Here is a 12,225-nt window from a genome sequence, read left to right on the forward strand (position 1 = left end):
TACCTCATCTATCCGCCCGGGATAGCATGCGGCGCAGGCGGCGAATGCGGCGCAGATGAACGCAGAGTTAATTCTCACGCAACGGTCCGATATTGCACGCCAACGGACGCCTATTGACGGAAATTCGGCAGCGCCCCTAGCGTCTATCCTTGACGGTAGTCATCGGTGACGCCACTCCACTTCAGTTGCACAACTCGCGCGTCCGCGAACCCAACCTCCACTTGGGCGTGTCGTGCAGAGAGGGAATCAGCAATGCCACAGCCGGAGCAGCTACCGGGACCCAACGCAGACATCTGGAACTGGCAATTGCAAGGCCTGTGTCGCGGCATGGACTCATCGATGTTCTTCCATCCCGACGGCGAGCGTGGCCGTGCCCGAACGCAGCGCGAACAACGCGCCAAGGAAATGTGTCGGCGCTGCCCCGTGATCGAGGCGTGCCGATCCCATGCGTTAGAGGTCGGTGAGCCCTATGGCGTTTGGGGTGGCCTGTCCGAATCCGAGCGCGACCTACTCCTCAAGGGCACCATGGGACGCACCCGCGGCATCCGCCGCACAGCTTAAGCCGCGCGAGCAGACGCTAAAGCCCCCGCACGCTCGGCGTGTCGGGGGCTTTTGCGTCTGCTGACCGGAGTTCAGTGCGCGTGCCCGTGGTGATGGTCGTGATCTTCTGCCTTGGCCGGCTTGTCGACCACGACCGTCTCGGTGGTGAGTACCATCCGGGCAACCGATGACGCGTTCAACACCGCCGACCTAGTCACCTTGACCGGGTCGATGACGCCGTCAGCGGCCAAGTCACCATAGCTCAGGGTGTTCACGTTCAGCCCATGCCCGGCGGGTAGCTCGCTGACCTTGTTGACCACTACCGAGCCGTCCAAGCCAGCGTTGGCGGCGATCCAGAACAACGGCGCGGCAAGGGCTTCGGAGAACACGTCGACACCGAGGACCTCGTCACCGGTCAGCGACGCACGCAGTTCGGTCAGCGCCTTGCGGGCCTGGTGGATGAGCGAGGCTCCCCCACCAGGGACGATGCCCTCCTCGACCGCGGCCTTGGCGGCCGCGACCGCATCCTCGACGCTTTCCTTGCGCTCCTTGAGTGCGGTCTCGGTGGCGGCACCCACCTTGATGACAGCAACCCCGCCGGCCAGTTTGGCCAGCCGCTCGCCAAGCTTTTCCCGATCCCAATCCGAATCGCTCTTGTCGATCTCGGCACGCAAGTGCTTCGCCCGGTTGGCCACCGCTTCTGCGGTGCCGCCGCCGTCGACAATGACCGTGTCGTCCTTGCTGACCACCACGCGTCGGGCCGAGCCCAGCACCTCCAAGCCCACCTCGCGCAGCACCATGCCGGCGTCGGGGTTGACCACCTGGCCACCCGTCACCACCGCCAGGTCCTCAAGGAACGCCTTACGGCGGTCACCGAAGTACGGCCCCTTGACCGCGACCGCTTTCAACGTCTTGCGAATCGCGTTGACGACCAGCGTCGCCAACGCTTCGCCCTCCACGTCTTCAGCCACGATCAGTAGTGGCTTACCCGTTCCTGCAACCTTTTCCAGCAATGGCAACAGATCGGGAAGCGAGCTGATCTTGTCTTGGTGCAGCAGGATCAACGCGTCCTCGAGCACCGCCTGCTGGTTATCGAAGTCGGTAACGAAGTATGCCGACAAGAAGCCCTTGTCGAAGCCGATACCCTCGGTGAACTCCAACTCGGTGCCCAGCGTCGAGGATTCTTCGACGCTGACCACGCCGTCGTGGCCGACCTTGCTCATCGCTTCGCCAACCAGGTCACCGATCTGCTCGTCGCGCGAGGACACCGTCGCCACCTGCGCGATGCCGGTCTTGCCGGACACCGGCGTGGCCGATGCCAGCAGCGCCTCGGATACCGCGTCGGCGGCCTTGCCGATTCCCACGCCGAGCGCGATCGGGTTGACGCCGGCGGCCACTAGCCGCAGGCCGCCCTTGATCAGTGCCTGCGCCAAGATGGTTGCGGTGGTGGTGCCGTCACCGGCCACATCGTTGGTCTTGGTGGCCACCGACTTCACCAGCTGGGCGCCCAAGTCTTCAAACGGATCTTCCAGCTCGATCTCACGTGCCACCGTGACGCCGTCGTTGGTAACCGTGGGTCCGCCAAACGCCTTGGCCAGCACCACATGCCGGCCGCGCGGCCCCAGCGTCACCCGCACGGTGTCGGCCAGCTTGTCCATGCCGACCTCCATGGCGCGACGCGCGGTTTCGTCGTATTCGATCAGCTTGCTCATCAGGCTCCTCTACGCAGGGCTAGTCCGCTAACGCATGCCGCCCCGGAAATCACCCGTGGTGAGCACGGGGATCGCCGGGGCGGAACACGCTCTACTACTTGGAAACGACGGCCAGCACGTCGCGTGCCGACAGGATCAGGTATTCCTCGCCGTTGTACTTGATCTCGGTGCCGCCGTACTTGCTGTAGATGACGGTGTCACCCTCGGCAACGTCCAGCGGGATCCGCTTCTCGCCGTCCTCGTCCCACCGGCCAGGGCCGACGGCAACGACGGTGCCCTCCTGCGGCTTCTCCTTGGCGGTGTCAGGAATGACCAGACCGGACGCGGTCGTGGTCTCGGCCTCGTTGGCCTGCACGAGAATCTTGTCCTCGAGTGGCTTGATGTTCACCTTCGCCACGATTGGAGCCCTCCACTATTTGGATCAGAGCCCGGGACGCTCGCCCGGACCGGAGTTGGCGGTCGGTCCGGGGCGTGCCCCGGAACCGTCCGAATTACCAGGTGATTCGGCATTCGTCCGCGCCCTCGCGCCGTCGTCGCGGGTGCCGACGCAGGGGTTAGCCGATTGCCATCTAGCACTCTATACATGAGAGTGCTAGCACTCAAGGGCGCCCCCTTGCTTCCTGGTTGCCAGCGTGTCCGGGTACGCCAGGTGCAATGTCCGGGTCACCGCACCTGCCCCTGCATCACGGGCAGACCCGGGTCACTGGGTACGTCCAGCGGCGACGGCGGCGCTCCCGCGGCCACCAGCTGCGCGGCGAACGCCGCGATCATCGCCCCGTTGTCGGTGCACAGCCGGGGACTGGGGATCCGCAACGTCCGGCCCGCCTCGCCGCAGCGCTGTGTGGCCAGCTCTCGCAGCCGGGAGTTCGCCGCCACTCCCCCCGCGATCAGCAGCGTTGATACGCCTAGCGCGGTGGCGGCCCGTACCGCCTTCATGGTCAACACGTCCGCGACGGCTTCCTGGAATCCGGCGGCGATGTCGGCGGTACGGAAGCCCGGGTGAGCCGCGTGGCTTTCCAGATACCGCGCGACGGCCGTCTTGAGCCCGGAGAAGCTGAACGCATAGCGGTCATCGGCCGGGCCACTCATGCCGCGCGGGAAAACGATGGCGTCCCGATCACCGGTGCGCGCCAGGTCGTCGAGCGCCTTGCCACCCGGATAGCCCAATCCCAGCAACCGGGCCACCTTGTCGTAGGCCTCGCCGGCGGCGTCGTCGACGGTGCTGCCCAGCTCGATGATCGGCTCACCGAGCGAGCGAACGTGCAACAGGTGGGTATGTCCTCCGGACACCAACAACGCCACACACTCGGGCAGCGGCCCGTGTTCGTAGACGTCGGCGGCCAAGTGCCCGCCCAGGTGATTCACCGCATAGAACGGCACCCCCCAAGCAGCCGAATATGCCTTGGCCGCAGCCACTCCCACCAACAGGGCGCCCGCGAGCCCGGGGCCGATGGTGGCCGCGACAATGTCTGGTTGTTTCAAGCCGGCGGCCGCCAGCGCGCGGCGCATCGCGGGACCCAGTGCCTCCAGGTGCGCACGGGAGGCAATCTCGGGGACCACGCCGCCGAACCGAACATGCTCGTCGACACTGGAAGCCACCTCGTCGGCCAACAATGTCACGGTGCCATCGGGATCGAGCCGCGCGATGCCGACACCGGTTTCATCGCAGGAGGTTTCGATGCCCAAGACTGTCGTCATGACGGGTCCCCCGAATCCCTACGCATCGTGTACGCGTCGGCGCCGCTGACCCGGTAATATCGCCGGCGCAAGCCGACCCGCTGGAATCCCACGCTGCGATACAGCGCAAGAGCGGCGTCATTATCGGTGCGGACCTCCAGGTAGACCACACCACCCCTGGCAAAGTCCAGCAGTTCGCGCAGCAACCGACGGCCGATGCCCCGCCCCTGGTAGGCCGGGTCCACGCCGATGGTGTGCACCTCGTACTCGAACGGCGGTGTTCGGCCCAACCGCGAGATTCCGGCGTAACCGACCAGCGTGCCACCGCTGCGCGCACCCACATAGTGGTTGTGCGGGCTGGCCAGTTCGCGGTTGAACGCCGCCGGCGGCCAGGGATCGTCACCGACGAACAGCTGGGCCTCCAGCTCGGCGCACCGCTGGGCGTCCGCGCGCGTCAGCGCGCCGATGGTGACCGGCTCGGTGTCGGCCGTCACGTGCAAACCGCCAGCGGCTTGGCATCCGGCCGGCGAAGATACAGCGGCACTAACGGCGCCGGCTTGTCGGCCCAGTTCACCGCGGCTACCAGACCCGCCGGCGACGGGCGGCTGGGCTTAACGCAGGGGAGCGCGAACAGCGCCGCGTGCTCCGGCGAACCGGCGACCGCCAATGCCGGGCCGGGATCGACGTCGGCCGCGGCATTAACGGCTGGTCCGACCGTACGAATCCCGTCGCAGTAGCGTGCCCAGTAGACCTCACGCCGGCGTGCATCGGTGACCACTAGCGTGTCACCGATGGTTTGCCCGCCGATGGCGTCCAGGCTGCACACGCCATACACCGGGATGCCCAGTGCGTGCCCGTACGCGGCGGCGGAGGCCATGCCTGCGCGCAGGCCGGTGAACGGGCCCGGACCGCAGCCCACCACGACGGCGTCCAGGTCGGCCATTATGAGCGCGGCATCGGCAAGCGCAGCCAGCACGTTGGGAGTCAGCCGTTCCGCGTGCGCTCGGGCGTCAACGGTGACCCTCTCGCCCAGCACAACCAGATCATGACGCCGCACGATACCCGCCGTGACCGCCGGTGTAGCGGTGTCGATGGCCAAGACGGTGCTTATTTGCACGCGGCTCATGACCGGCCCCACGACCAAGTCGCGATCCTGGTGTCGGAGTGGCTAACCCGCTCCAGGCGGACGTCGAGGTGGCGCTGCGAGAGCCGCTCGGCCAGGCCCTCGCCCCACTCCACCACGACGACGGCGTCTTCAAGATCGGTGTCGAGGTCCAGTGAGTCCAGCTCACTCAGCAGGTCGGCGCTGTTGTGGTCCAGCAGTCGGTAGACGTCGACGTGGACCATCGCCGGCATGCCCGGCCGCCGCGGCCGGTGCATTCGCGCCAGCACGAACGTCGGCGATGTGATCGGCCCCTCGACATCCATCGCCATGGCAATACCCTTGGCCAGCACCGTCTTTCCCGCACCGAGCGGACCGGAGAGCACCACCACGTCGCCAGCGCACAGCTGCTCACCCAGCCGGGACCCCAGCGTTAGGGTGTCCTCGACGCGCGGCAGCGTCGCCGTGCCGCCGCCCGTAAGCCCAGCCCTGGCTTTCGGTCGCCTGCGGATACCCTCACGGCTCAACGGTTTTCAGCCTCGCGATAGGTCCTGGTGATACGTCCTCGCGGGCTGGTGACCACTTCGTAGTGGATGGTGCCGACAAGATCGGCCCAGTCCTGAGCCGTGGGCTCACCCCGGATGCCCGGCCCGAACAAAATCGCCTCGTCGCCTTCGGCCACATCAAGCGGCCCGGGGCCCAGGTCGACCATGAACTGGTCCATGCAGATCCGCCCCACACCGGGGCATCGTCTGCCGTTGATCAGCACCTCCAGCCGCCCGCCCAGCGACCGGAACACGCCGTCTGCGTAACCGATCGGCAGCAGCGCCAGATTGGTGTCGCGTGGCGCGATCCAGGTGTGCCCATACGACACGCCCTCCCCCGCACGAATCGATTTCACCAGCGCAACAGCACATTTCACGGTCATCGCCGGCACCAGCCCCATGTCACCGAGGGCGGGTACCGGGCTTAGCCCATACACCGCGATGCCCGGCCGCACCAGGTCGAACGTCAGGTCGGGGCGCGCCATAGTTGCTGATGAGTTCGACAGATGCGCCACCTCGAACCGCACCCCTTGTTCGCGGGCCTGCGCCAGAAAGGCGGTAAACCGTTGGGCCTGGACATTGTTGATGGAATCGTCAGGCTTGTCGGCGTAAACCATATGCGACATCAGCCCCCGCAGCCGGACGGCGTCCTCGGCCATGGCTTGGCGTAACGCGGTCAGCATGGCCGGGAATTGTGCGGGTCCCACGCCATTGCGGTTCAGCCCGGTATCCACCTTGACGGTCACCGTCGCCGTCCGGCCGGTCCGGCGCACCGCGTCCAACAGTTCGTCGAGTTGGCGCAGCGAGGACACCGCGACCTGCACGTCGGCCAGCAGCGCGGGCCCGAAGTCGATGCCGGGCGGATGCAGCCAGGCCAGCACCGGTGCGGTAATGCCGCCACCGCGCAGCGCTAGCGCCTCGTCGACGGTGGCGACGCCGAGTTCGGCCGCACCGGCGCCCAGGGCGGTTTGGGCGACGCGCGTGGCACCGTGACCGTAGCCGTCGGCCTTGACCACCGCCATCAGCTGCGCGTGGCCGGCGTGCTCACGCAGCACCCGCACGTTGTGTTCAATAGCGCCCAGATCCACCATGGCCTCGGCGAGGAGGCCAGGTGTCTGGGATATCGGTGTCATGGCCAACGAAGTCGTGCCCCGCCCATCTGTCGTGTCGTTTGGCTTTCCGACATTCTCCCAGAACCGTTTCGCTGAGCGGAACAACCGCGAGGAGACGGGCAGGCTGATCGCGAGCAACGTGGCCGGGCAAAACGCTCTGGAAATCGCAGAACTCGAGGCACAATACCAGCAGTACCGGGCCCGCAATGCTTTCATGATGAACGACCAATGCGCAATTCACGCGGTGTGGGCTGTCGATGCTGCTCGTGTGGCACGAGCCGCCGCAGCTCCACGGGAGCGGGTAGCTCCAGGAGGCCGGCGCGGTCTTGGAGGCCAGTAACAACGCCGCGGTCGACCATACCCGTTGCTTCGGTGCTCCCAGCGCACACCGCGGTTTCAGAGGAATCGAGCGTTTCACGCTATGCTGACCCGGTTTGCACGTCAGGAGAAGCCGAGATGACGATCAGCAACCAGTTCGACGACGCCGACACCCACGGCGCCACCGATGACTTTTGGTGCGACGCCGAGTGGGCGGGCCTGAGCGGTGCGGTGGCCGCCGACTTGGGCCGGGCAGCCTTGGTCGGCTACTTGTCGGTGCCGCGGGGCTGGACCGAGGCCAACCAGGCCAACCTGGCCGCAGCGACCGAAGCCGAGCCAAACCAGGCGCTGGGCTGGCTGCCGATGGAGGACATCGACGCCGCCGCGGAGGCCCAAGCCCAACCAAGCCACGCGCTGGGCTGGCTGCCGATCGAGGACATGCACGCCACCACAAGCGATGACGGCGAGGTCAGCAGCTCACCGCAGCTCCCACCACGGCCTTTTATGATGCCCCACACCCCATCGGGCGGATAGCGGCTACCGGCCCTCAACGGCTTGACCCACAACGCGGCGGGTCTGCGCCCAGAATTCTCGGTGACACCTCACGGTGTTATCGCGTCGAGCTGGGGGGCACCACGGGCATCCCTTCCGGCAGAGGCCAATGTAATTAGTGCGCGAAATGCTGTGCGTCGAAGTGCCCGCCCGGCCTGACCTTGTCCAGGGCCGCCAACGCGGTAACGGTGTCGTCGTGCAGGGCCCGCGCCAGGTCGGCGGAGAGTCCTTCCCGAACCACGATCCGCAGCACCGCCACGTCGGTGGCGTTGTCCGGCATGGTGTAGGCGGGGACCTGCCATCCGAAGGTCCGCAGCTCGTGGGAGACGTCGAACTCGGTGTAGCCGCGGTCGCCGGCGAGCCGGAAGCTGACCACCGGGATCGCCGAACCATCCGAGATCACCTCGCAATGGTCCACCTCGCGCAGCTGGTCACCCAGCCACCGGGCGGTGTGCGACAGCGCCTGCATCACCTTGGTATAGCCGTCGCGCCCCAGCCGCAGGAAGTTGTAGTACTGGCCCACCACCTGGTTGCCGGGACGGGAGAAGTTCAGGGTGAAGGTCGGCATGTCGCCGCCGAGGTAGTTGACCCGGAAAACCAGATCCTCCGGCAGGTGCTCGGGCCCGCGCCACACGACAAACCCGACGCCGGGATAGGTCAGCCCATACTTGTGGCCGCTGACGTTGATCGACACCACGCGGGGCAGCCGAAAATCCCACACCAGGTCCGGATGCAAAAACGGCACCACAAAGCCCCCACTGGCGGCGTCGACGTGTACCGGGACGTCCACACCCCCGCCAGCCGCCAGTTTGTCCAGCGCGGCGCAGATCTCGGCGATGGGTTCGAGTTCACCGGTATAGGTGGTGCCCAAGATCGCCACCACGCCGATGGTGTTCTCGTCGACGGCGGCGAGCACCTGCTCGGGGGTAATGACGTAGGGGCCCTTTTCCATCGGCAGGTAACGGGGTTCGACGTCGAAGTAGCGGCAGAACTTCTCCCACACCACCTGGACGTTCGAACCCATCACCAGGTTTGGGGTGCGCCCTTTCCAGTCGGCACCGACCCGTTGCCGCCACCGCCATTTCAGAGCAAGGCCGCCCAGCATCACCGCCTCACTGGAGCCGATGGTGGACACCCCGGTGGCGCTGGTGGGGTCGTGGTCGCGCAGACCCTCGGCGTGAAACAGGTCGGCGACCATGGACACACAGCGCGCCTCGATGGCCGCGGTCGCCGGGTATTCGTCCTTATCGATCATGTTCTTGTCGAACGTCTCGGCCATCAGCTTTTCGGCCTCCGGGTCCATCCAGGTGGTCACGAAGGTGGCCAGGTTCAGCCGCGAGCTACCGTCGAGCATCAGCTCGTCGTGGATGAAGCGATAGGCCGCCTCGGGATCCATCGACTCATCGGGCATCCGCAGCGCCGGCACCGGGGCGGTGAACATCCGGCCGGTGTAGGCGGGAGCGATCGAGTGCGCGGGCACGGATGGGTGACTGCGAGACACGGCGGATCCTTTCCGGGCTTGTTGCGGGCTGGCAGGGCTACAGGGCAGCCAGAGCGGCCCGAATGTGGCCGCTGATGCGCGACGCCGAGGTGGGCGCGTCGCCGGGGCCGGGATCGGCGGCCGCGGCCGCCGCCGCCCGGGCGTGCACGAACGCCGCGGCCGCGGCCGCCTCCCCAGCCGGCAATCCCGACGCCAGCAGCGCACCGATCATCCCGGACAGCACGTCACCGGACCCGGCGGTGGCCGCCCAGGACTGCCCGGCCGGGTTGAGGTAGACCGGGCCGCCGGGATCGGCGATGACGGTGACATTGCCCTTGAGCAGCACGGTGGCGCCCAGCGCGTCGGCCAGCTGGCGGCAGGCCCCCACGCGGTCGTCGCCGGGCGGCGTCCCGGCTAGCCGGGCGAACTCGCCGGCGTGCGGCGTCAAGACCGTCGGCGCGTTGCGGCCCGCCACCAGATCGGGGTGATCCGCTAGCATGGTCAGCCCGTCGGCGTCGACCAACACCGGCAGGTTGGTGTCCAGCGCGAACCACAACGCGGCGGCCCCGGCTTCGTCGGTGCCCAGGCCCGGCCCGACGACCCAGGCCTGCACCCGCCCGGCCGCCGCCGGGGTGGGCGAGGCGATCACCTCCGGCCAGTGCGCGAGCACTTCCGCATGGGCGCTGCCGGCGTAGCGGACCATGCCGGAGGTGGCGGCGACGGCCGCCCCGGTACACAGCACGGCCGCGCCCGGATACGTCGAGGACCCGGCCAGCACTCCGGTCACTCCCTGGGTGTATTTGTCGTCGCGGGGACCGGGCACCGGCCAGCGCGCGGCCACGTCGGTAGCCTCGAAACCCAACACGTCGGTGTGCGCCAGGTCCAGCCCGATATCGACAAGGACGACGCGGCCGCAGTCGGCCAGCGCGTGCACCGGTTTGAGCCCGCCAAAGGTGACGGTCAGCGCGGCGTGCACGGCGGGGCCGGTGATCGCCCCGGTCGCCACATCGATGCCGCTGGGAATGTCGACGGCGACCACCGGTATGGCGGCGGCCTGAACCGCGGCGAACACCTGCGCGGCCGCCGGTCGCAGCGGCCCCGAGCCGGAGATGCCGACCACCCCGTCGATGACGAGATCGGTCGCCGCCGAGACACTCTCGACGAGGCGACCCCCGGATTTGGTGAACGCCGCCAGCGCCTTGCGATGCGTGCGGTCCGGGTTGAGCAGCACAGCGTCGGCGGCGGCGCCGCGGCGTCGCAGGAACGTCGCCGCCCACAGCGCGTCGCCACCGTTGTCGCCGGATCCGACGACCGCGCACACCCGGCGGCCGACCACCCCACCCGTGCGAGCGGTCAACTCACGGCCGATCTCGGTGGCCAGCCCAAAGGCCGCGCGTCGCATCAGCGCACCGTCGGGCAGGCTGGCCAACAGGGGCGCCTCAGCCGCGCGGATGGTGTCGACGGAGTAGTAGTGGCGCATCTCAGGCCCGCCGTCCTCGGGTGCCGCGCCTGTGCAGCAGGCTTTTGATTCTGGCCGGATTCCACGGCCGACCGTCGCGTTCCCGGGCCATCGGATAGAACAGCAGACCAATCAGGATGGACGCGAAGTGACCGACCGCGGTGAAGTCCAGCTCGGCTTTGTCCATCGCGATCAGCGGAAAACCAAAGATGACCAGCAGCACCCCGAGATAGCCCCAGCGCCACGGTTTGGCGATGTGATAGGTCAATACCGCCATCACACCGACCAGGAAGTAGCTGACCCCGATATCACGAGCGTGCACCATCCTTTCGGAGGCGTCTCGGTGCTGGATCGCCAGATAGAGCAGGCCTTCGCTCAAATAGGTGGCACCGATGTGAGCGGTCAATCCCACGGTGAGCCAACGCAAGTGGCCGAGCCAATGCTCGGCGGGCGCTAGGAACAGGGTGAACAGCAGCAGGTACGGTTCCAAATTCCGGCCGTCGATCCACAACAGGCTGGAAAACAGCACCTCGAGCGGATCGCGCCCCAACTCGGCGATGTTGGTGGACCGGTGCAGGAGCACGAAATGCAGCTGGCTCCCGGTGAGATTGTTCTGGATGATCGTGGTGATCACCAACACGACCAGCCAGGCATAGGTCAACGGGGCGTTGCTGACGAAGTGCCACACCGCGAGCGCCCACGATCGCAGCCGTGCCACCACCGATGCGTCCGCCACGGGTCAACACTTACATGGTTTCGTCGACGTCAGGCTTCAGGTGCCACCACCAGCAGAGGATATACAGCACCATCGAGGTCACCAATGCGACGACCACCCAGAGTACGACCGTGACGTCGATCCAAAATCCGATTGGGGGCGCGTCGGGAAGCGCATTGCGCAGCGGTATCACCGCAAAAAGCATTGCCGCATACCACGTTGTCATCGGTGGCTGGAATTGCCGTCGGCCACGTGCGGTTTGAACCGCAACGAACAGGCCCACCCCGGCCAGCGCGATCAACACACCGACGATGACGGTGCCGAATGCCACGGTGCTCGGCGATCGGTGCAACCCCACTCGGTACGGGGCAGGCACATTGGCGTCGCCGACACCGGAAATGTCGACGTTCCAGCCCGGAAGCCGGTCGACGAATGTCACCGACACACGTTCCGGCGCGTGCGCGGCTCCGCGGTAGAGCTGGACCGTGATCGGCCCCGAACGGTAGTGGTCGAACGGCCAATTCGCGGGATCCCCGGAGATGGTCAGCGGGACGGGAAAGACCCCGGGCAGCGAACCACTCGACCAGGTGCGCTTGGTAGGCGTTACCACGGATGTGACCGTGACGGTGAGGTCGTCCTTGAGGCCCTGGGTTTGCGAATCCAGCAGCTCAGTCCCAGGTGACACGGCGAGGTTGGCAACCAGCACGCCCTTGATCGTCTGAAGCTGCTCGACGTGCAGGGTCACCGTGGTCCCGTCGGCCGTCGACCGACCGTGGGCGACTTCATGAGGTCGGCCGAGGCCGGTGCTGTGATACAACGCGATCACGGTGACGTAGGCCGCGATCACGAGCACCAGACCGACAACGACTCTCAGGATGCGTCCCAACTCGCTACCCGCCCACTTGTGCGTTCCGGCCCGGAAATTGTAACCGCGGGACCCCTCCGTCAGCGGATGCCACCGCCAGGCCACGTGATTGTGCGACAGCCGCCATCTTCCTGTGGTAGGTGATCAT

Annotated in this window: 14 protein-coding genes; 3 read left to right on the top strand and 11 right to left on the bottom strand. The window is 67.0% G+C overall.

Annotated elements, in window-relative coordinates:
* Positions 1 to 252 precede the first annotated feature (252 nt).
* Positions 253 to 561 carry a redox-responsive transcriptional regulator WhiB3 gene (whiB3, locus tag MCAN_RS18085; protein ID WP_003418017.1) on the top strand — a complete coding sequence of 103 codons (309 nt, stop codon included), beginning with the start codon at positions 253 to 255 and terminating at the stop codon, positions 559 to 561.
* A gap of 71 nt (positions 562 to 632) precedes the next feature.
* Here whiB3 and groL read toward each other — a convergent pair whose 3' ends face one another.
* The 7 genes from groL to alr form a co-directional block, all read right to left on the bottom strand.
* Entirely contained in the window at positions 633 to 2,252 is a 1,620-nt protein-coding gene (gene groL / locus MCAN_RS18090; protein ID WP_003418021.1) for a chaperonin GroEL, read from the bottom strand.
* 94 nt (positions 2,253 to 2,346) lie between these two features.
* Positions 2,347 to 2,649: a co-chaperone GroES gene (gene groES / locus MCAN_RS18095; protein ID WP_003418028.1), complete on the bottom strand. Its 303-nt coding sequence runs from the start codon at positions 2,647 to 2,649 to the stop codon at positions 2,347 to 2,349.
* A 266-nt stretch (positions 2,650 to 2,915) separates the two neighbouring features.
* Positions 2,916 to 3,950, bottom strand: a complete 1,035-nt coding sequence (gene tsaD / locus MCAN_RS18100) for a tRNA (adenosine(37)-N6)-threonylcarbamoyltransferase complex transferase subunit TsaD (protein ID WP_014001733.1) — start codon at positions 3,948 to 3,950, stop codon at positions 2,916 to 2,918.
* Positions 3,947 to 4,423 (bottom strand): ribosomal protein S18-alanine N-acetyltransferase, encoded by a 477-nt coding sequence (gene rimI / locus MCAN_RS18105; RefSeq protein ID WP_003418034.1) that lies wholly within the window; start codon positions 4,421 to 4,423, stop codon positions 3,947 to 3,949. The genes tsaD and rimI overlap by 4 nt, the downstream gene beginning before the upstream one ends.
* A complete protein-coding gene (tsaB, locus tag MCAN_RS18110) occupies positions 4,420 to 5,055 on the bottom strand; it encodes a tRNA (adenosine(37)-N6)-threonylcarbamoyltransferase complex dimerization subunit type 1 TsaB (protein ID WP_014001734.1) in 636 nt (211 codons plus the stop codon). The genes rimI and tsaB overlap by 4 nt, the downstream gene beginning before the upstream one ends.
* Positions 5,052 to 5,558: a tRNA (adenosine(37)-N6)-threonylcarbamoyltransferase complex ATPase subunit type 1 TsaE gene (gene tsaE, locus MCAN_RS18115; protein ID WP_014001735.1), complete on the bottom strand. Its 507-nt coding sequence runs from the start codon at positions 5,556 to 5,558 to the stop codon at positions 5,052 to 5,054. The genes tsaB and tsaE overlap by 4 nt, the downstream gene beginning before the upstream one ends.
* Positions 5,555 to 6,715, bottom strand: a complete 1,161-nt coding sequence (alr, locus tag MCAN_RS18120) for an alanine racemase (RefSeq protein ID WP_014001736.1) — start codon at positions 6,713 to 6,715, stop codon at positions 5,555 to 5,557. Before alr ends, tsaE begins: the two co-directional genes overlap by 4 nt.
* On the opposite strand from alr, the gene MCAN_RS18125 reads away from it, so the two are divergent.
* Together MCAN_RS18125 and MCAN_RS18130 are read left to right on the top strand one after the other, a co-directional pair.
* Positions 6,708 to 7,028: a PPE domain-containing protein gene (locus MCAN_RS18125; protein WP_230865177.1), complete on the top strand. Its 321-nt coding sequence runs from the start codon at positions 6,708 to 6,710 to the stop codon at positions 7,026 to 7,028. The two genes, alr and MCAN_RS18125, sit on opposite strands and share 8 nt — an antisense overlap.
* 116 nt (positions 7,029 to 7,144) lie before the next feature.
* On the top strand, positions 7,145 to 7,540 hold the full coding sequence (locus MCAN_RS18130) for a PE/PPE C-terminal domain-containing protein (RefSeq protein ID WP_014001737.1): 396 nt from the start codon (positions 7,145 to 7,147) through the stop codon (positions 7,538 to 7,540).
* 133 nt (positions 7,541 to 7,673) lie between these two features.
* Here MCAN_RS18130 and MCAN_RS18135 read toward each other — a convergent pair whose 3' ends face one another.
* Genes MCAN_RS18135 through MCAN_RS18150 form a run of 4 tightly spaced genes read right to left on the bottom strand, consistent with a single transcriptional unit; the run spans position 7,674 to position 12,098 of the window.
* Positions 7,674 to 9,059 (bottom strand): glutamate decarboxylase, encoded by a 1,386-nt coding sequence (locus MCAN_RS18135; RefSeq protein WP_014001738.1) that lies wholly within the window; start codon positions 9,057 to 9,059, stop codon positions 7,674 to 7,676.
* A gap of 37 nt (positions 9,060 to 9,096) precedes the next feature.
* The gene (locus MCAN_RS18140; protein ID WP_014001739.1) at positions 9,097 to 10,518 is read right to left on the bottom strand and encodes an NAD(P)H-hydrate dehydratase; all 1,422 of its coding nucleotides are present in this window, start codon (positions 10,516 to 10,518) and stop codon (positions 9,097 to 9,099) included.
* 1 nt (position 10,519) lies between these two features.
* Positions 10,520 to 11,233 (bottom strand): rhomboid-like protein, encoded by a 714-nt coding sequence (locus tag MCAN_RS18145; RefSeq protein ID WP_014001740.1) that lies wholly within the window; start codon positions 11,231 to 11,233, stop codon positions 10,520 to 10,522.
* A gap of 10 nt (positions 11,234 to 11,243) precedes the next feature.
* The gene (locus MCAN_RS18150; RefSeq protein WP_014001741.1) at positions 11,244 to 12,098 is read right to left on the bottom strand and encodes a DUF4436 domain-containing protein; all 855 of its coding nucleotides are present in this window, start codon (positions 12,096 to 12,098) and stop codon (positions 11,244 to 11,246) included.
* Positions 12,099 to 12,225 lie beyond the last annotated feature (127 nt).

The organism is Mycobacterium canetti CIPT 140010059 (assembly GCF_000253375.1).
GTDB lineage: Bacteria > Actinomycetota > Actinomycetes > Mycobacteriales > Mycobacteriaceae > Mycobacterium > Mycobacterium tuberculosis.

What these genes read in the sequence shown, in the direction of transcription:
- whiB3 (WP_003418017.1), top strand. Translation starts at nt 253, where the DNA reads ATGCCACAGCCGGAGCAGCTACCGGGACCCAACGCAGACATCTGGAAC.
- groL (WP_003418021.1), bottom strand. Translation starts at nt 2,252, where the DNA reads ATGAGCAAGCTGATCGAATACGACGAAACCGCGCGTCGCGCCATGGAG.
- tsaD (WP_014001733.1), bottom strand. Translation starts at nt 3,950, where the DNA reads ATGACGACAGTCTTGGGCATCGAAACCTCCTGCGATGAAACCGGTGTC.
- tsaB (WP_014001734.1), bottom strand. Translation starts at nt 5,055, where the DNA reads ATGAGCCGCGTGCAAATAAGCACCGTCTTGGCCATCGACACCGCTACA.
- MCAN_RS18125 (WP_230865177.1), top strand. Translation starts at nt 6,708, where the DNA reads ATGGCCAACGAAGTCGTGCCCCGCCCATCTGTCGTGTCGTTTGGCTTT.
- MCAN_RS18130 (WP_014001737.1), top strand. Translation starts at nt 7,145, where the DNA reads ATGACGATCAGCAACCAGTTCGACGACGCCGACACCCACGGCGCCACC.
- MCAN_RS18140 (WP_014001739.1), bottom strand. Translation starts at nt 10,518, where the DNA reads ATGCGCCACTACTACTCCGTCGACACCATCCGCGCGGCTGAGGCGCCC.